Here is an 18,274-nt window from a genome sequence, read left to right on the forward strand (position 1 = left end):
GCCACCAGGCGGCGCCGCGAAAAAACAGGCGCCTACCGGATCGCCCGTGCCAATGCCTGCAGCCGCGTGAAGGCGTCGTAGCGCTTGGCATGCAGGGCCGCGATGTCCGCGCCGGCCGGCCGAAAGGTGCGGTCGGTCGCCGAAAGGGCCGCCATCGCCGCGCGCACGTCCGGGAAGGCACCGGCGGCGACACTGCCGAGAATGGCGGCGCCGAGCAGCACCGGCTCTTCCGCCCGTGTTGCGAGCAATGTCTTTCCCGTCGCGTCCGACAGGAGCTGGCGGATGAGATCGAGCTGGCCCGCACCGCCGCTGATCACGATCCTGTCGATCGGCGCACCGGCGGCCGCCTGCGCATCGATGATCTGGCGCAGGCCATAACCGATGCCGCAAAGCCCGGCAACGTAGAGCGAAACGAGATTGGCGAGGTCCCGCTCCATGCCGAGGCCGACGATCGCCGCACGCGCATGCGGATCGGCGAAGGGGGCGCGGTTGCCGAGGAATTCCGGCACGACATGCAGGCCGTCCGCCAGCCCAGCCACGGCCGAAAGCGTCGGCGCCCCCTCCGCCGCAAGCCCTGCCAGGAAGACAGGCAGGGAAAGGCCCCGTGCCTTCGCCAGCGCCGCGGCCTCGCCGGCCGCCGGGTGGAAGGACAAGAGCTGCTCGATGGCCGCGCCGGCCGCCGATTGCCCCCCTTCGTTCAGCCACATGCCCGGCACCATGGCGGAATAGTACGGACCCCAGACGCCCGGCACGAAGACCGGCTCGCGGGTTGAGGTCATGGTGCAGGAAGAGGTGCCGAAGACATAGCCGAGATTGTTTTCCGGCGGGCCGTCCACCCCCACCGTGCCGATGCCGCCCGCATGGGCATCGATCATGCCGGCGCCGACCGGCGTGCCGGCGACAAGGCCGAGTTCCGCCGCCGCCCGTGCCGTCAGGCCGCTGCCGAGCGGCGTGCCCGGCTCGACGACACGCTGGCCGATGCGGGCGAAATCCTCCTCCGCGAGGACCCCGAGGCCGATGCCATGGAAGTAGCTCGGATCCCAGCGTTTTTCATGCGCGAGATAGGTCCATTTGCAGGTGACGGTGCAGGTGGAGCGCGCAAGATCGTCCGTCGCGCGCCAGGTCAGGAAGTCTGCAAGGTCGAAGAACTGCCAGGCGGCATCGAAGACCTGCGGGCGGTTCTCCTTCAGCCACAGCAGTTTCGGCGTCTCCATCTCCGGCGAGATGATGCCGCCGACATAGCGCAGCACATCGTGCCCCTTGGCATTGATGCGTTCGACCTGCGCGACCGCCCGGTGGTCCATCCAGACGATGATGTCGCGCTCCGGATCTTCCGACGGGCCGACGGGCAACGGCTTTCCCCCTTCTCCCAGCACGACGAGCGAGCACGTCGCGTCGAAGCCGAGGCTCGCGACCTGTCCGGGCGCGACACCAGCCTTAGCGACGGCCTCGCGCACCGAAGCGCAGACGGCGGCCCAGATCTCCGTGCTCGACTGCTCGACCATCGCGCCGGGTTCGCGAAACAGCGAGATGTCGCGTTTTCCCGAGGCCAGCATGCGGCCGGTCATGTCGAAGAGGCCGGCTCGGGCGCTTCCCGTACCGACATCGACGCCGACAAGGTAGCGTTCGCCGCCCGCGGGGCGTGCGGAGGATGGAGTGCTCATGGGTCTACCGCCTGCAATCAGGAGTTCCTCGGGCAGGCGGCCCCATGCCGCCCGCGGACTTTGCTTCAGAGATCGACGCTGTTCGGCAGGATAACCAGGTCGCGGACCGTGACATTGCGCGGCCGTGTCAGCATGAAGAGCACGGCGTCGGCCACCTCCTTCGGCTGCATCAGGCTGCCATTGGCCAGCGCCTCGTCCATCTTCTCCTTCGGCCAGTCGTCGAGCAGCGCCGTCACTACGGGGCCGGGCAGCACCGCACCGACACGCACGCCGTGCTGTGCCACCTGCCGGCGCGTCGAATGCACGAAGGCCTGCACCGCGAATTTCGAGGCCGTGTAGATCGGCTCCCAGACGACCGGCACGACACCGGCGATCGACGAGGTGAAGAGGATGTCGCCCGTCTTCTTCCCGATCATGTAGGGCAGCACCGCATGAACGGAGCGGAAGGCCGCGTTGATGTTGAGGTTCAGCATGCGGTCCCAGGCGTCGGGATCCCCCTCCGCCACCGGCCCGCCGATATAGGCGCCGGCATTGGCGTGGAAGACGTCGAGCCCACCGGCAATGTCGAGGATGCGCGGCAGCATGCCCGAGACGTCCTGCGGGTTCAGGAGGTCGACGACGAGCGGCAGGGCATTCGGGCCCAGCTCCTTGCAGAGCTGTTCCAGCTTGTCCTGCGCCCGGTCGACGAGCACCACCGTCGCCCCTTCGGCAAGGAGGGTCCTGGCGCATTCGAGGCCGATGCCGGAGGCGGCACCGGTGATGGCGGCGATCTTGCCCTTCATGAGGTCAGCCATGATCTAGAACTCCATTCCAGTATTCGTTAGGCGCGGCCGTGGCTGACGCGCGAGCGTCGGGCGAGCGAATCGACGATGACGGCGATGGCAAGGACGCCGCCGGTGATCATGTAGCGCAGCGACGACGAGAGGTTGAGCAGCGTCAGGCCGTTCGAGATCGCCTGGATCACGATGATGCCGAGGAGAGCCGAATAGGCGCTGCCGCGTCCGCCGAAGAGGCTGGTGCCGCCGATGACCGCTGCGGCGATGGCGTTGAGGTTGACGTCGCCTGTGCCGGCCTGCTGGCTGGAGGAGGCAAGGCGCGAGGCCGAGAGGATGCCGCCGAGCGCCGCGAGCGTCGAGCAGAGCATGAAGGCGCTCATGTAGATGCGGCGCACATTGATGCCCGAACGGCGCGCCGCCTCCTTGTTGCCGCCGACGGCGAACATGGAACGGCCCCATTTCGTGCGCGTCAGCGCATAGTTGAGGATGACGGCGAGCGCGATGAAGAGCGCGAACATCCACGGAATGCCGCGGCCGAGATTAAGGTAGAAGACGGCGATTTCCAGCGCGGCCGTCAGCACGACGGCCTTCAGGATCAGCGCCCGCATCGGCTGGGCCGAGAGGTTGGCGGCAAGGCGCTGGGTGCGGGTGCGAAGGCCCCGGCCGATCATCACAAGGCCGGGAACCAGCGCCAGCGTGTAGGACAGCCAGTCGGGCATGATGAGGATCTGACCGAAACGCACCAGCGAGGAGGCATAGGGCAGGTTGATCGAGCCCGTCGGGCCGAGGATGTAGAGCTGCATGCCGAGCAGCGCCAGCAGGCCGGCGAGCGTCGCGACGAAGCTCGGCATGCCAAGCCGGTTGTAGAGCGTGGCATAGAGGAGGCCGACGGCCGCGCCGACCACGAGGGCGGCAAGGATGGCCCCGACGATCGGCCAGCCCTGATTCACCCAGAGCACGCCGACCATGGCGGAGGCGAGGCCGCTCATCGAGCCGACCGAGAGGTCGATCTCGCCGAGCACCAGCACGCAGACGATGCCGAGCGAGATGACGCCGACGGTGGCACAATCGAACAGGAGGTTCACGAGGTTGTTCGGCGCAAGGAAGATCGGGTTCAGCGCGGAAAAGACGACGGAGATGACGACGAGGCCGACGGCGACCGGCAGCATGCCGAGGTCGCCGGAGCGCACGCGGTCGATGAAGCCGCGCGCCATGGCGGAAAGGCTGTCGTCATGGCGTACGCGCTCGTCGCTGCGGTCCAGCATCGGCTGGGAAGAGTTCTGGCTCATGCGGCACCCCCGTGGTTTTCCTGGACATGGGACTTGCGCTCGGCGCGGCGCGAGACGGAATTGTCCGTCGCGCCGGTAATGGCGGAAACGAGTTCCTGGTTGGACGAATCCGGCGTGAAGATGCCGTTGTTGCGTCCGAGCCGGAGCACGACGATGCGATCGGCGACGGCCCGCACGTCCTCCATGTTGTGGCTGATGATGATGACGCCGAGGCCGCGGTCGCGCACGCGCTCGATGAGGTTCAGCACCTCAGCCGTCTGCGCCACGCCGAGGGCGGCCGTCGGCTCGTCCAGCATGATGAGCCTCGGGTTGAGCAGCAGAGAGCGGGCGATGGCGACCGTCTGGCGCTGACCGCCGGAGAGCGAGGCGATCGGCTCGCGCACGGACGGAATGCGCGCGGCAAGCTCGCGCAGCAGCGTCCAGGCGCGCACTTCCATGGCCACTTCGTCGAGCGCCCAAGGCGACATCTCGTGGCCGAGGAAGAGGTTGGCGACGACATCGAGGTTCTCGCAGAGCGCGAGGTCCTGGAAAACGGTGGCGATGCCGAGGTCCAGCGCCTTGGCGGGGCTGTCGAGCGTCACCTGCTGGCCGCAGAATTCGATCGTGCCCGAAGAGGGCTGGTGCACGCCGGCGAGCACCTTGACCAGCGTCGACTTGCCGGCCCCGTTGTCGCCGACCAGCGCGACGACCTCGCCGGCCTTCACGTCGAGCTCGATATCCGTCAAGGCGGAGACGGCCCCGAAATTCTTGGACACGCCGCGAAGACGCAGCACCGGTTCTCCCTTGGCGGGAGCATTTTGAAGCGTGGCTGTCATGGCCCCAGAACCTTCAGACTTACGGCGGATCGGAATGCCCGGCCGCAAAAGCGGCCGGACACGGATGGCGACGCTTACTGGATGATGCCCAGTTTGCGGCAACCTTCAACATATTCGCCGGTGCACACTTCCTCCGGCTTGTTGATGCCCTTGTCGAAGATCTCGGCCTTGATGTTCTCCGCCGTCACCACCGCCGGAACGAAGAGCTGCGAGGGCGTTTCGTAGAGCTTGTGGGTGGCTTCCGGCGTTTCGCCCTTCAAGAGCTGGACGGCGACATTCGCCGCTGCGGCGGCCACGATCTCGGACGGCTTGGAGATCGTGTTGTACTGGTCGCCCGAAATGATGAGCTGCAGTGCCGCGATGGTCGCGTCATTGCCGGTCACCGGCGGCATTTCCTTGACGCCGGCCGCCTTCAGCGCCGCGATCGCGCCGCCGCCCGTGCCGTCGTTCGCCGCGACGATGCCCTTGATCTCGTCGCCGAAGCGGGTGATCTGGCCGGCCGCCCATTCCTGCGCCTTCGGCGGCGCCCAGTCCGGGGTGTCGAATTCGGCGAGCGTCTTGTAGGGCGAGGCGTCGAGCGCGGAATCGATGCCGTCGCGGATGAGGCCGGCGGCCGCGTCGGTCGGCGAGCCGTTGATCTGAAGAACGCCGGCACCGTCCGGAACGCCCTTGGCCTTCAGGTGGTCGACGAGCGACTGCGCGATGGCCTGGCCGATACCCTGGTTGTCGAAGGAGACGTAGTAGTCGGCCGGCTTGTCCGGGATCGGGCGGTCATAGGCGATGACCTTGACGTCCTGCGACTGGGCGATCTCGACGAGCGCCGCGGCGGCGGCGGAATCGACCGGATCGAGCACGACGACCTTGGCGCCCTGGGCGATCACCGAGTTGAACTGCTGCTGCTGGAGCGCGACGTCGGCATTGGCGTTCTGGTAGATCACCGTGCAGCTCGGGCACAGCTTCTCCATCTCGGCCTTGAAGCCGGGATAGTCGTGCTGCTCGTAGCGGGTCGAGGCCTGGTCGGGCATCAGGAAGGCGACGGTCGCCCCTTCCTGGGCAAGGGCGGCACTGCCGAGCGACAGGACGAGGCCGGTCGAGGCGAGCAGATGGGTAAGCGTCTTCATTGGGTTCCTCCACGGTTGATTTTTCGCCAGTTCCCTCAAGCCGCCCAGGGCGACAGGACCGACGGCCTCCACGCATCGAAAGGGCGCAGATCATCGTTCGCCGCGGCAATGCCGCAACGTCCGGTTCGTCGATGCTCCGTCTGACTCCTCCCTTGGGTCAGCCTTGCTGTTCAGGCAACTTCATCGATGGAGCATGCTTGCTCAATCGATGAAGCAAGAATTGCCACCAATCGCCATTGGTGTCAAGGTGGCCCGTGAAACGGAGAGGACATGTGAACAGGACGACGCAGACGAAAAGGACGACCATCTACGATCTGGCAGAGCTGGCGGGCACCTCGGCCAGCGCCGTCAGCGCCGTTTTGAACGGCAACTGGAAGAAGCGGCGCATCAGCGCGAAGCTTGCCGACAAGATCACCAAACTCGCCGAAGAACAGGGCTACGCGCTCAACATGCAGGCGAGCGTGCTGCGCCGCGAGCGCTCGAAGATCATCGGCATGATCGTGCCGAAATACGACAACCGCTATTTCGGCTCGATCGTCGAGCAGTTCGAGACGCTGGCGCGCGAACGCGGCCTCTTCCCGATCATCACCTGCACGCGGCGCGACCCGGCGCTGGAGGTGGAGGCGGCCCGCGCCATGCTTTCCTACCAGGTCGATTGCCTGATCGCCACGGGCGCGACCGATCCGGACCGCATCGTCGATCTTTGCGCCGCCGCCGGTGTGCGCACCATCAATCTCGACCTGCCCGGGGCGCGCGCACCCTCGGTCATCTCCGACAACTATGGCGGCGCGCTGGAGCTGACGCGCCGCGTGCTCGCCAATTGCGAGAAGGAATATGGCGAGAAGACGCCCCTGCTCTTCGTCGGCGGGCGTGGCACGGACCACAACACGATGGAGCGCGTGCGGGGCTTTCGCGATGCCCATGCCGAGGCCGGCGTCACGGTCGACGAAACACTGATGCTGACCTGCGGCTATGCCCCCGAAAAGGCGGAGAGCGCCATGCGGCAGCTTGCCGAGCGGCTCAGCCCGCTGCCGCGCGGCATGTTCGTCAACTCCACCATCTCGCTGGAAGGGGTGATGCGCTGGATCCGCCGCTCCGGCCACTATGCCGACCGGGTGCCGCAGCTCGGCTGCTTCGACTGGGACCCCTTCGTCGCCATGCTCGGCGACCATATCGAGATGGTCCGGCAGGACGTGCCGAAAATGCTGGAGGCCGTGTTCGGCATCATCGATTCCGGCGCGACGGACCTCACCGTCGTGCAGATCCCTCCCATCGTCGAGAAGATCGGCTGACGAGGTTTCGAGCATTTCCAGCCGAAGCGAAGTCGCTTCGGCGTCGGATAATGCGGAAAGAGCAAGAATCGAGAGCATTTCCGGTGAACCGGAATGCTCTAGAAACTCAGTCGCCCTCGACGACGAGCCGGTATCCGACGCCCGGTTCCGTGCGCACGACGGCCGGACGGGTCGGCTCGCGCTCGATCTTCTGGCGTAGCTGGCCGATGAAGACGCGGAGATAATGCAGGTCCTCGCCATGCGCCGGCCCCCAGACGGAGGTCAGCAACGTCTTGTGCGTGACGACCCGCCCGGCATGCCGCGCGAGCAGCGTGAGGAGATCGTATTCCTTGGGCGTCAGCCGGATCGCCTCCCCGTTTCGCGACACCAGCCGCCGCACCGTGTCGATGACGAGGCCATCGGTGACGAGCGTCGCCGGGGCCGCCTCCGCCCGCTCGCGATGGCGCAGCGCATTGCGGATGCGGGCGGTGAGCTCGCCGATGCCGAAGGGTTTTTCGATATAGTCGTCGGCGCCGAGATCGAGGGCCGCGATCTTCTCGCTCTCCCGCTCGCGGGCGGAGAGAATGATGATCGGGATCTGCGTCCAGCCGCGCAGGCTGGTGACGACCTCCTTGCCGTCCATGTCCGGCAGGCCGAGATCGAGGATGACGAGATCGGGCGCGGCCGTCGCCACCGCCTTCAGCGCCTCGCCGCCGGTCGCCGCCTCCACCACGTCGTAGCCCGCCGCCTTGAGGGCAGGCTTGAGGAACCGCTGGATCTGCGGCTCGTCGTCCACCACCAGAATGCGCTCGTTCGTCATGTCGCCTTGCCAGTCCTTGCCTTTTCACCCGCGGGAAAGCGGATGACGATGCGCGTGCCCTTCTTCTTCACCGCCGGGCTTTCCGCGTGGATCCTGCCGCCCATCGCCTCGACGAAGCCGCGGGCGATGGAAAGGCCGAGGCCCGTTCCCGGCGCGCGGCCGTCCGGCCTGCCCCGACGGTAGAATTTCTCGAAGACACGGTCGATCTCGGCCGGCGGAATGCCCCTGCCGAGATCGGTGACGGAGATGAGCACATCCTGCCCGTCCCGCCGCGCATAGACATTGACCGGCTCGCCGCCGCCATATTTTACCGCATTGTCGAGCAGGTTGAATAGAACCTGGCCGAGCAGCACGCTGTCGCCCTCGATGAGCGGCAGGTCGGCCGCAATGCCGGTCTCGATCGTCTTGCCGGGAAAATACTTGCGCGCCCGCTCCACGGCGGACTGCACGACGTCGGAGACGTCGACCCAGTCACCCTTGGGTTTCAGCGTGCCGGATTCGATGCGCGTCATGTCGAGCAGGTTGGAGACGAAGCGGCTCATGCGGCTGCCCTCCTCCTCGATCGACTGCAGAAGATCGTCGCGGCTCTCGGCGGTCATGCGCTCGCCGAGCTGGCGCAGGCTCGTGACGGCACCCATGATGGTGGCGAGCGGCGTCCTGAGGTCATGCGAGATCGAGGAGAGCAACGCCTCCCGGTAGCGCTCCCCCTCGAGCTTGGCCGCCTGCATCACGCTCTCCTCCGAAAGCCGCGCCCGGTCGAGCGCGATCGCCGTCTGGTCTAGGATGGCGGACAACGCCCGCTCCGCATTGAGGTCAAGGCGCTCCTCTCCCTGCTGGATGCCGCAGACGCCGACAAGACCGTGCGGCCCCATCAGCGGGCGGAATTCGAAGCGGCTGTTCGGCAGGGTGCCGGTGCCGAAGCCGGCCTTCTCCTGCTTGTCGCAGGTCCAGCGCGCCGCCGTGAAGTCGGTGACGTCGAGCTCGGTATCCGGCGGCCAGACGGCGGCGACCTTGAGATCGTTTTTCTCCGGCAGGAGCAGCACGATATTGCGCTTGAGGCTCGCCTGCAGATGCGACACCGCCACCCAGTTCGCATCGTCGGCCTTGCCCGTCGTCGAAAGCTTTCGCGAGAAATCGTAGAGCGATTGCAGCGCCGTTGCGCGCACGCGGGCGACCTCCGCCTGCTCCTTGATGCGCGAGGCGAAGCCGCCGGCGATGATGGCGACCGACAGGAAGACGATCAGCGCGAACACCTCGTGCGGCGCGGTGATCGTAAAGGTGTGCAGCGGGTCGATGAAGAGGAAGTTGTAGGCGAGCGCCGAAAGGAAAGCGGCGATGAAGGCGGAGGCATACCCGCCCAGCACCGCCGCACCGAGCACGGCAAGCAGGAAGAGCAGCGAGATGTTCGGCAGCTCGGCAAAGAGATAGACCAGCTTGCCCACCGCCGCCGTGGCGACGACGAAGGCCCCCGCGATGAGCGCCGATTGCCGGAACGAAGCGATGGCCGGAAGCGCGAGCCGCGCCGGCACCGGCGCCCTCTCCTTCCTGTCGGGCGTCACGAAATAGACGCCGAGGCCGGCCGCCTTGCGCGAGAGCGCATCGGGCAGGGACGGTGAGACGAACCGTCGCCAGCCGCGATCGCGCCGGGCGCCGATGACGATCTGCGTCGCGTGCTCGCGGCGCGCCAGCTTCAGGATCTCCTCGACGAAATCGTTGCCGACCACCCGGCGCGTCTCCGCGCCGAGCTGCTCGGCGAGCCGGAACAGCGCCTCGATGCGATGCAGGTGCTCGGTCGTGCCGACCTCCCGGTCCGCCCGCTCGATCGACACGACGATCCAGGGTGCATTGAGGCCGGAGGCAAGCCGGCTCGCCACGCGCACGACCTTTTCCGACAAGTCGTCCGGCCCGACGCAGACGAGTAGGCGCTCGCCCGTCGCCCAGGGGCCTTCGATCGCATGCTGCTTGAGATAGTCGACCATCTGGTCGTCGACCCGGTCGGCCGCGCGCCGCAGCGCAAGCTCGCGCAACGCCGTCAGGTTGCCCAGCCGGAAAAAGCGGTCGATGGCGCGGCTGGCGCTGTCCGGCAGGTAGACCTTGCCCTCCTTCAGCCGCTCGATCAGCTCTGTCGGCGGCAGGTCGACGAGCAGGATCTCGTCGGCCTTCTTCAGGACGACGTCGGGCACGCGTTCGCGCACCGTGACACCGGTGATCTGCGCGACAAGGTCGGCAAGGCTTTCGAGATGCTGGATGTTCAGCGCCGTCCAGACATCGATGCCGGCCGCGATCAGCTCCTCGATATCCTGGTAGCGCTTGGGATGCCGGCTTCCCTCCGGGTTGGAATGGGCCAGCTCGTCGACGAGCACGATGCGCGGGCGGCGGGCAAGCGCCCCATCGAGATCGAATTCCTCCAGCCCGCGGCCACGATGGGTGATCTGTCTGCGCGGCAGAACCTCCAGCCCGTCCAGCAGGGCGGCTGTCTCCCCGCGCCCATGGGTCTCGACGAGGCCGACGACGACATCGACGCCCTCGGCCTTGAGGCGGCCGGCGCGCGACAGCATGGCATAGGTCTTGCCGACGCCGGGAGCGGCCCCCAGGAAAACGGTCAACTTGCCCCGGCGGTCTTTCTCAGCCAGGGCAAGCAATGTGTCGGGGTCCGGCCTGCGGCTGTCGTCGTCCGCCATTCGTCTTCTCATGATCCGAGCGCGTCGAGCGCCATGTTGAGCTGCAGCACGTTCACCCGCGGTTCGCCGAACACGCCCAGGAGCCGGCCTTCGACCTGCCGCCCGACAAGCGCCTCGACCGTCGTTTCCTCCATGCCCCGCGCCTTTGCAACCCGCGCGACCTGCGCCCGCGCGAAATCGGGCGAGATATGCGGATCGAGGCCCGAACCGGAGGTCGTGACCGCATCGGCCGGGATCGGCACCGCCATGCCCGTCGCCGTCAGCCGGTCGACATCCGCCGCGACACGATCCCTGAGCTTGGCCGAGGTCGTGCCGAGGTTCGAGCCGGACGAGGCAGCCGCGTTGTAGGCTTCCGGCCCCGTCGCCGAAGGACGCGGCCAGAAATATCTGTCCGAGGCGAAGGCCTGGCCGATTAGGTCGGAGCCCACCACCACCCCGTTCCTTTCGACGAGCGAACCATTGGCGGCAGCCGGCATCAGGGCCTGCGCGATGCCGGTCACGGCGAGCGGATAGGCAAGGCCGAGAAGCGCCGTCAGGGCGAGGACGAGGGTGAAGGCCGGGCGAAGTTGTTTCAGCATGATCACACCAGATTTAGGGCGCTGACGGCAAGATCGATAGCCTTGATGCCTGCAAAAGGCAGGACAAGGCCACCGAGACCATAGACGAGGAGGTTGCGGCGCAGCAGCGCGGCCGCCCCCGCCGGACGATAGGCGACGCCGCGCAGGGCCAGCGGAATGAGCGCCACGATGATCAGCGCGTTGAAGATGACGGCCGAGAGGATGGCCGACTGCGGCGAGGCGAGGTGCATGATGTTGAGCGCATTGAGCGCCGGATAGGTGGCGACGAAGAGGGCCGGGATGATCGCGAAATATTTGGCGACGTCGTTGGCGATCGAGAAGGTGGTCAGCGAACCGCGCGTCATCAGCAACTGCTTGCCGATCTCGACGATCTCGATGAGCTTGGTCGGGCTGGAATCGAGGTCTACCATGTTCGCCGCCTCGCGGGCCGCCTGCGTGCCGGTCTGCATGGCGACGCCGACATCCGCCTGGGCGAGCGCCGGGGCGTCGTTGGTGCCGTCGCCGCACATGGCGATCAGACGGCCGCCCTGCTGTTCGCGGCGGATATAGGCGAGCTTGTCCTCCGGCGTCGCCTGGGCGAGAAAATCGTCGACGCCGGCTTCCGAGGCGATGGCCGCGGCCGTCACTGGGTTGTCGCCCGTCACCATGACGGTGCGGATGCCCATGGCGCGCAGCGCCGCGAAACGCTCCTTGATGCCCGGCTTGACGATGTCCTTGAGGTGGATGACGCCGAGCAGGCGCGAGCCATCGGCAACCGCGAGCGGCGTGCCGCCGCTGCGCGCGATCGTCTCGACGGCGCGGCGGAACTCGGCCGGCGCATCGTCCTCCTGAAGGCCGGCAAAGCGCAGCACGGCGTCGACCGCACCCTTGCGCAGCCGCCGGCCGCCGAGATCGACGCCGGAAAGGCGGGTCTCTGCCGTGAACTCGATCACGGCATCGAAGCGCACCCGCGGCATCACCACCGAAAATTCACCCGTGGCAAGCGCCACGATCGACCGGCCCTCGGGCGTCTCGTCGGACAGGCTGGCAAGCAGCGCGGCTTCGGCCAGGTCCGAGGGGCTTACGCCCGGTGCCGGCAGGAAGTCGCTCGCCATGCGGTTGCCGAAGGTGATGGTGCCGGTCTTGTCGAGCAGCAGCGTGTCGACGTCGCCTGCCGCCTCCACCGCGCGCCCGGAGGTGGCGATGACGTTGAAGCGCACGAGGCGGTCCATGCCGGCAATGCCGATGGCCGAGAGAAGGCCGCCGATGGTCGTCGGGATGAGCGTGACGAGAAGGGCGGCGAGTACGGTGACCGTCAGCACCGTGCCGGAATAGCCCGCAAGCCCCCAGATGGCGACGCAGACGAAGAGGAAGATCAGCGTCAGGCCCGAGAGCAGTATCGACAGCGCGATCTCGTTCGGCGTCTTCTGCCGCTGCGCACCCTCGATGAGCGCGATCATGCGGTCGACGAAGGAGGAGCCGGGCGCGACGGTGATCCTCACCGTGATCTCGTCGGAAAGCACCTGCGTGCCGCCGGTGACGGCCGAGCGGTCGCCGCCGGATTCGCGGATCACGGGAGCGGATTCGCCGGTGATCGCGCTTTCATTGACCGAGGCGACGCCCTCGATCACCTCGCCGTCGCCGGGAATGAGCTCGCCGGCGGCGACGAGCACGATATCGCCGATGGCAAGGCTGGTGGCCGGGACCGTCTCGACCGTGCCGGAGGCCGTGCGCCGCCGGGCGACGAGTTCCGACTTCGTGCGCTTCAGGCTGTCGGCCTGGGCACGGCCCCGCCCCTCGGCAACGGCCTCCGCGAAGGTTGCGAAGAGCACGGTGAACCAGAGCCAGGCGGCAATCTGGCCCGAAAAGCCGGCCTGCGCGCTGCCGGTGACGAGATCGCGCAGGAAGAGCACGGTGACGACGGCCGCGACGGCCTCGGTGACGAAGATCACCGGATTGCGCACGAGCTGGCGCGGATCGAGCTTTGCGAAAGCGTCGCGCGCGGCCGGCAGGAGGATGGCAGGGTCGAGAAGGCCCGGCGCGTGGTGGTCCTTTGACATGGTCTGTTCCTTCAGAAGGTCTGGCCGGCAAGCATCGCCAGGTGCTCGACGATGGGGCCGAGGGCAAGCGCGGGGAAGAACTGCAGGCCGCCGAGAATGAGGATGATGCCGATGAGGAGGCCGACGAAGAGCGGCCCGTCCGTCGGGAAGGTGCCGGACGACGGCGGCACCTTCACCTTGGCCGCCAGCGAGCCGGCGATTGCCATGACGGGCACCACATAGGCGAAGCGGCCGAGCAGCATGGCAATGCCGAGCGTCGTGTTGTACCAGACGGTGTTGCCCGTCAGCCCGCCGAAGGCCGAGCCGTTGTTGGCGGCCGCGGACGTATAGGCATAGAGGATTTCCGACAGGCCATGCGGGCCGGCCGTGCCGATGCTGGCGACGGCCAAGGGCAGCATGGCGGAGATCGCGGTGAAGCCGAGGATGGCGAGCGGCAGGACGAGCACGGCGAGCATGGCATATTTCATCTCGCGGCCCTCGATCTTCTTGCCGAGGAATTCCGGCGTGCGGCCGACCATCAGGCCGGACACGAAGACGGAAAGCAGCGCGAAGACGAGCATGCCGTAGAGACCGGACCCGACGCCGCCCGGCAAGACCTCGCCGAGCTGCATCAGGAACATCGGCACGAGCCCGCCAAGCCCGGTGAAGGAGCCGTGCATGCCGTTGACGCCACCATCCGAAAGGCCGGTCGTGACGGCGGCATAAAGCGCGGTCATGGCCTGGCCGAAGCGCACTTCCTTACCCTCCATGTTGCCGGCGGCGGCATCGACGCCAAGGGCGGTCAGGATCGGGTTGCCCGCGGCTTCCGCCCAGTAGATGGCGGCGACGCCGGCAATCAGCAGGATCGCCATGGCGCTGATGATCGCCCAGCCCTGGCGACGGTTGCCGACGAGCTGGCCGAACGTGTAGACCAGCGCGGCTGAGATCGACAGCATGGCGAAGATGTTGAGATAGTTGGAGAACGTCGTGGGGTTCTCGAAAGGGTGGGCGGCATTGACGTTGAAGAAGCCGCCGCCGTTGGTGCCGAGCTGCTTGATCGCCTCCTGCGAGGCGACGGGGCCGAGCGCGATCGTCTGGCTGGCGCCCTCGAGCGTGGTCGCCGTCACGGCACCGTCCAGCGTCTGCGGCAAGCCCATGGCGACGAAGGCGAGCGCGACGACGATCGCCATCGGCAGCAGCACGTAGAGCACCGCCCGCGTCATATCCACCCAGAAATTGCCGAGCGTTGCGGCCTTCGAGCGGACGAAGGCCCGTGTCAGCGCCATGGCGAGCGCCATGCCCGTTGCGGCGGACAGGAAGTTCTGCACCGTCAGCCCGGCCATCTGGCTGAAATGGCTGAGCGTGGTTTCCCCGCCATAGTTCTGCCAGTTGGTGTTGGTGACGAAGGAGACGGCCGTGTTGAAGGCGAGGTCCGGCGCCATGCCGGCAAAGCCCTGCGGATTGAGCGGCAGATGGGCCTGGAGGCACAGGGTCGCGTAGAGCGCGAGGAAGCCGGCGACGGAGAAGGCGAGCATCGAGGCCGTATAGGCGAGCCAGCCCTGCTCCTTGTTCGGGCTTATGCCGGAAATGCGGTAGAGATCGGCCTCCAGGCGCCCGAGGACCGGCGACAGCGCGGTGCGCTCTCCGGCAAAGACGCGGGCCATGTACAGTCCGAGCGGCTTGATCGTGACGAGCACCGCGAGGAAGAAGAGGGCGATTTGCAGCCACCCGATCATGGTCATCAGGGTTTCTCCTCGAAGATCAGAAGCGTTCGGGCCGCAGCAGCGTGACCACGAGATAGGCGCCGAGGACAAGCGCGACGAAAAGGCCGAAAAGGGGTTCGAGCACCGTTGCCTCCTCAAAGCCGGTCGAGCGCGCTGGCATAGGCGGCGAACACGACGAACGTGGCGCAGCCAAGCGCGAGGAATATGAAATCGGACATGGCCGTCTCCTGTTTATGCTGGCGGCACACTAGGAGCGGACGGGATCAGGTTTCGATTGGGAAGGCGGGAAGGCGACGTAAGGAAAAGATAAAGAGGCGCTGTCCGGTTCTCGGTCGGTTTTTTCAAGGCGCCGGGAATAATCGGGCAGGCACCGGTGTCTTGGCAGGGGCGGCTCAGGAAAGTCGCCGTAACGATGGGAGACGACCATGAAGTTCCTAGTCCTCGTGCCATTCGCCGTCGCGGCCCTTGCGGGCACGGCCTTCGCCGCCGAACCGTTCGCGACCGTCAAGACCGACAAGGGCGAGGTGCTTGCCGGCGAGAAGGGCATGACCCTCTACACCTTCAAGAACGACACGCCCGGCACCTCGAACTGCTACGACAAGTGCGCGACGAACTGGCCGCCGGCCATCGCCGCTTCCGATGCGGTGGCGGAGGGTGCATATTCCCTCGTCACCCGCAAGGACGGGGCGAAACAATGGGCCAAGGACGGCATGCCGCTCTACTACTGGATCAAGGATACCAAGGAAGGCGATACGACCGGCGACGGCGTGAACGGCGTCTGGGATGTCGCAAAGCCCTGACCCGCATGGCGCCGAGGCGGGTAGCGGGCGGGAGGGCGCTCCTACCCCGGCCCTTTCCTTCGACGCCGAGATCCTTGCCCTCCTGCCGCAGCTCCGGCGCTATTCCCGCAGCCTGACGCGATCGGACGCGGAGAGCGAGGACCTGTTGCAGGACTGTGTCGAAAAGGCCCTCAGCCACCGGACGCAATGGCGCGGTGCGAACATCCGCGCCTGGGCCTACCGGATCATGACCAACCTGCATCTCAATGCCCGCCGCGCCGTTGCCCGGCGGCCCTCTGTCGGCATCGAGGCGGCGGAGGGCCTCGCCGAAAGCGTGCCGCCCTCCGATCCGCTGGCGAGGAACCGCCTCGTCCAGGCGCTCGATACCCTGCCGAAGGAGGCAAGGGCGGTGCTGATGCTGGTCGCCGTCGAGGGCCATACCTATCAGGAAGTGGCCGAAATCCTGGATGTCCCTGTCGGCACCGTCATGTCGCGCCTCTCCCGCGCCCGGCAGATGCTGCGGGAGAAACTGGCAGCCGAAAACGTCATTCACCTGCGGAGCCCCCGATGAGCGAGAGCCGCCCCGTGACCGAAACGGACCTGCACGCCTATGCCGACGGCTTCCTGGATGCGGCCGAACGCGAGCGCGTGGAGGCCCACCTTGCCCATAATCCCGAGGCCGCACGCCGCGTGTCCGACTGGCAGGCGCAGAACGACGGCCTGAGGGACGCCTTTGCCGCCTATGCCACGGCCCGCCCCTCCGATCTCCAGCTCGTCGCCGGCCACCGGGCCGCGACGAAAGCCGCAACACCGCACCTTGCGATGGCGGCCGCGGCCGCACTCGTCTTCATGCTCGGCGGCCTTGCCGGCCATTTCGGCCCGATGCTCTTCGAAAAGGCGCCGACGGCGACGGCGACGGCCATGGATGCCCTGCCGCACGAGGCGCGCAACGCCTATCTCATCTATGCGAGCGAGGTGCGCCATCCGGTGGAGGTCTTCGCCGACGAGGAGGCACATCTGGCGCGCTGGCTGGGAAAACGCCTCGCCATCGACGACCTGAAGGTCCCGGACCTCAAGGCGATCGGCTTCAAGCTGGTCGGCGGGCGCCTCCTTCCCGTCACCGACAAGCCGGGCGCCCTGTTCATGTACGAGGACGAGACTGGCCGGCGTGTCACGGTCCTCGTCGCCCGCAATGAGGAAAACCGGACGACGAGCTTCCGCTTCGCCGCCGCCAGCGGCGTGGAGACCTTCTACTGGATCGACGGCGACCTCGGCTACGCGGTGACCGGCGACATTTCCCGCGAACGGCTCCAGCAGATCGCGGAGGAGTGCTACCGGCAATTCCCGACATGAGGCCTCCGCAAATCCGGGCATTGCAGCCGGAAAGCCGGATTTGACGCGCGGCCTGCCGGTCAAGGTGATGGCGGTCGATGCGATCAGGTCCGGCCGGCGCGGATCATCGAAAAATAGTCGTCGCCACCGACCTGCCCGCCCTTCAGCGCGATCTCGAGGCCATCCGCCGCCCCGCCATGGGCGATGCAGAGCGGCGAGCCCGGCGTCTGCGGCAAAGGCATTTTCAGCGTAAGCGCCGCAATGCCCATCTCGCCGAGCGCATGGCTGGATGTATCACCGCCGGCGACAACCGCGCGGGCAAGCCCGGCACGCGCGACGAGTTCCGACTGGATACGTCCCAGCGCACGTCCGAGGCGATGGCGGGCGCCGGTCGAGGAATCGAGCGCGCCGCCGCGATCCGCCGCCGGCCCGAGCGCGGTGTAGAGCACCACGCTGCGCCCTTCCCGCAGAACACCGAGACCGGCCTCGACGGCCGCCTCCACCGCCGCCTCGCTCCCCTCGCCCGACAGCGCAAGCGGATCGAGCGTGACCCCGGCAAAGCCGTTTTCCAGCGCGTGGCGGATCTGCCGCTCGGTGGTGGGCGAGACGCTGCCCGAAACGACAGCGATGCGATCGACCGGCCCGGCGACCGGGAAGCGGGACTTTTCCCCGATCAGGCCCTGATCCCGCCAGGTCGGGATCAGGGCATATTCGAGGCCGGAGGAACCGCAGGCGAAGCGGCTCCTTTCGCGCAGCCGGTTCCACAGCAATGCGCCGGCAGCGGCCTGCGTCGCCGCGTCGAGCACGTCGATGAGCAGGATATCGGCTTCCTCGGGCTGCTGGCCGGCCTGCAGCGCGACCATGTCGATGAGCGCGGAAGAGAGCGTCGTCTGCCGCGAGAGATGCAGCAGCAGGTTGGCCTCGTCCATCGGCGTCACCGGATGGCGCGCCATGACCGGGTGGCGATCGATGCGATAGTTGCGCCCCTGATAGGCTGCGAAAAGTTCCCCGAAGGCCGTGTAGCGGCGGATCTGCGGCGCGCCGACGATGAGCGGCACGGTCGCCTTGCCGAAGATGGCGCGGCCGATCTCGATGGCCCTGCCGATATTGCCGACATGGGGGGCGGAATCGAAGGTCGAGCAGACCTTGTAGTGGCAAAGCGCGGCATCGAGCGTCTTCAGCCAGCCGAAGGCCGTGCGAAGGTGCACGTCCATCCAGTCCGGCGTCTCGCTGCGGCTGGTGCCGGCAAGGCCGAAGGCCCGCGCGCCGGCAAATCGCGACAGCAGATCCGCATCCGGCACGTCAAGGAAAAGCACGGTCTCCACGCCGTTCGAGGCGAGCGCTTCCATGACGTCGGTCGAACCGGTGAAATCGTCGCCGTAGTAGCTGATGAGGGGACGCGTCAT

General features: G+C 67.2%; 16 protein-coding genes. 4 read left to right on the forward strand and 12 right to left on the reverse strand.

Going from position 1 to position 18,274, the window contains the following annotated elements; genetic code table 11:
• Positions 1 to 32: 32 nt before the first annotated feature.
• From AABF56_RS15965 to AABF56_RS15985, 5 genes are all read right to left on the reverse strand, one after another.
• Entirely contained in the window at positions 33 to 1,664 is a 1,632-nt protein-coding gene (locus AABF56_RS15965; protein WP_272806685.1) for an FGGY-family carbohydrate kinase, read from the reverse strand.
• A gap of 65 nt (positions 1,665 to 1,729) precedes the next feature.
• Positions 1,730 to 2,458: an SDR family oxidoreductase gene (locus tag AABF56_RS15970; protein ID WP_244769861.1), complete on the reverse strand. Its 729-nt coding sequence runs from the start codon at positions 2,456 to 2,458 to the stop codon at positions 1,730 to 1,732.
• A 26-nt stretch (positions 2,459 to 2,484) separates the two neighbouring features.
• Complete coding sequence (locus AABF56_RS15975; RefSeq protein WP_244769860.1) at positions 2,485 to 3,729, reverse strand: sugar ABC transporter permease; 1,245 nt, start codon at positions 3,727 to 3,729, stop codon at positions 2,485 to 2,487.
• Positions 3,726 to 4,544 carry an ATP-binding cassette domain-containing protein gene (locus AABF56_RS15980; RefSeq protein ID WP_272806686.1) on the reverse strand — a complete coding sequence of 273 codons (819 nt, stop codon included), beginning with the start codon at positions 4,542 to 4,544 and terminating at the stop codon, positions 3,726 to 3,728. Before AABF56_RS15980 ends, AABF56_RS15975 begins: the two co-directional genes overlap by 4 nt.
• Positions 4,545 to 4,618: 74 nt before the next feature.
• Complete coding sequence (locus AABF56_RS15985) at positions 4,619 to 5,665, reverse strand: ABC transporter substrate-binding protein (RefSeq protein WP_244769858.1); 1,047 nt, start codon at positions 5,663 to 5,665, stop codon at positions 4,619 to 4,621.
• Between the two features lie 272 nt (positions 5,666 to 5,937).
• Between AABF56_RS15985 and AABF56_RS15990 the strand changes: the two genes are divergently transcribed.
• Entirely contained in the window at positions 5,938 to 6,957 is a 1,020-nt protein-coding gene (locus tag AABF56_RS15990; RefSeq protein WP_272806687.1) for a LacI family DNA-binding transcriptional regulator, read from the forward strand.
• 106 nt (positions 6,958 to 7,063) lie between these two features.
• Here the strand turns inward: AABF56_RS15990 and AABF56_RS15995 are convergent, their stop codons facing one another.
• From AABF56_RS15995 to AABF56_RS16020, 6 genes are read right to left on the reverse strand one after another with little or no spacing between them, the layout of a single operon-like run.
• The gene (locus tag AABF56_RS15995) at positions 7,064 to 7,756 is read right to left on the reverse strand and encodes a response regulator (RefSeq protein ID WP_272806688.1); all 693 of its coding nucleotides are present in this window, start codon (positions 7,754 to 7,756) and stop codon (positions 7,064 to 7,066) included.
• Positions 7,753 to 10,437 carry a sensor histidine kinase gene (locus AABF56_RS16000; protein ID WP_272806689.1) on the reverse strand — a complete coding sequence of 895 codons (2,685 nt, stop codon included), beginning with the start codon at positions 10,435 to 10,437 and terminating at the stop codon, positions 7,753 to 7,755. Before AABF56_RS16000 ends, AABF56_RS15995 begins: the two co-directional genes overlap by 4 nt.
• A gap of 8 nt (positions 10,438 to 10,445) precedes the next feature.
• Positions 10,446 to 11,015, reverse strand: coding sequence for a potassium-transporting ATPase subunit KdpC (kdpC, locus tag AABF56_RS16005; RefSeq protein ID WP_272806690.1), 570 nt, complete (start codon positions 11,013 to 11,015; stop codon positions 10,446 to 10,448).
• Positions 11,016 to 11,017: 2 nt separating this feature from the next.
• The gene (gene kdpB, locus AABF56_RS16010) at positions 11,018 to 13,054 is read right to left on the reverse strand and encodes a potassium-transporting ATPase subunit KdpB (RefSeq protein WP_272806691.1); all 2,037 of its coding nucleotides are present in this window, start codon (positions 13,052 to 13,054) and stop codon (positions 11,018 to 11,020) included.
• A gap of 11 nt (positions 13,055 to 13,065) precedes the next feature.
• Positions 13,066 to 14,775 carry a potassium-transporting ATPase subunit KdpA gene (kdpA, locus tag AABF56_RS16015; protein WP_272806692.1) on the reverse strand — a complete coding sequence of 570 codons (1,710 nt, stop codon included), beginning with the start codon at positions 14,773 to 14,775 and terminating at the stop codon, positions 13,066 to 13,068.
• A gap of 19 nt (positions 14,776 to 14,794) precedes the next feature.
• The gene (locus AABF56_RS16020) at positions 14,795 to 14,917 is read right to left on the reverse strand and encodes a potassium-transporting ATPase subunit F (protein ID WP_244769851.1); all 123 of its coding nucleotides are present in this window, start codon (positions 14,915 to 14,917) and stop codon (positions 14,795 to 14,797) included.
• Positions 14,918 to 15,182: 265 nt separating this feature from the next.
• On the opposite strand from AABF56_RS16020, the gene AABF56_RS16025 reads away from it, so the two are divergent.
• Genes AABF56_RS16025 through AABF56_RS16035 form a run of 3 tightly spaced genes read left to right on the forward strand, consistent with a single transcriptional unit; the run spans position 15,183 to position 16,889 of the window.
• Positions 15,183 to 15,557: a COG4315 family predicted lipoprotein gene (locus AABF56_RS16025; RefSeq protein ID WP_272806693.1), complete on the forward strand. Its 375-nt coding sequence runs from the start codon at positions 15,183 to 15,185 to the stop codon at positions 15,555 to 15,557.
• A complete protein-coding gene (locus AABF56_RS16030; protein WP_272806694.1) occupies positions 15,541 to 16,107 on the forward strand; it encodes an RNA polymerase sigma factor in 567 nt (188 codons plus the stop codon). Before AABF56_RS16025 ends, AABF56_RS16030 begins: the two co-directional genes overlap by 17 nt.
• Positions 16,104 to 16,889, forward strand: coding sequence for an anti-sigma factor family protein (locus AABF56_RS16035; RefSeq protein WP_272806695.1), 786 nt, complete (start codon positions 16,104 to 16,106; stop codon positions 16,887 to 16,889). The genes AABF56_RS16030 and AABF56_RS16035 overlap by 4 nt, the downstream gene beginning before the upstream one ends.
• Before the next feature lie 83 nt (positions 16,890 to 16,972).
• Here the strand turns inward: AABF56_RS16035 and AABF56_RS16040 are convergent, their stop codons facing one another.
• On the reverse strand, positions 16,973 to 18,274 hold the full coding sequence (locus AABF56_RS16040) for a four-carbon acid sugar kinase family protein (protein ID WP_272806696.1): 1,302 nt from the start codon (positions 18,272 to 18,274) through the stop codon (positions 16,973 to 16,975).

It is taken from the genome of Shinella sp. WSC3-e (genome assembly GCF_945994535.1).
GTDB classification, from domain to species: Bacteria; Pseudomonadota; Alphaproteobacteria; order Rhizobiales; family Rhizobiaceae; genus Shinella; species Shinella yambaruensis.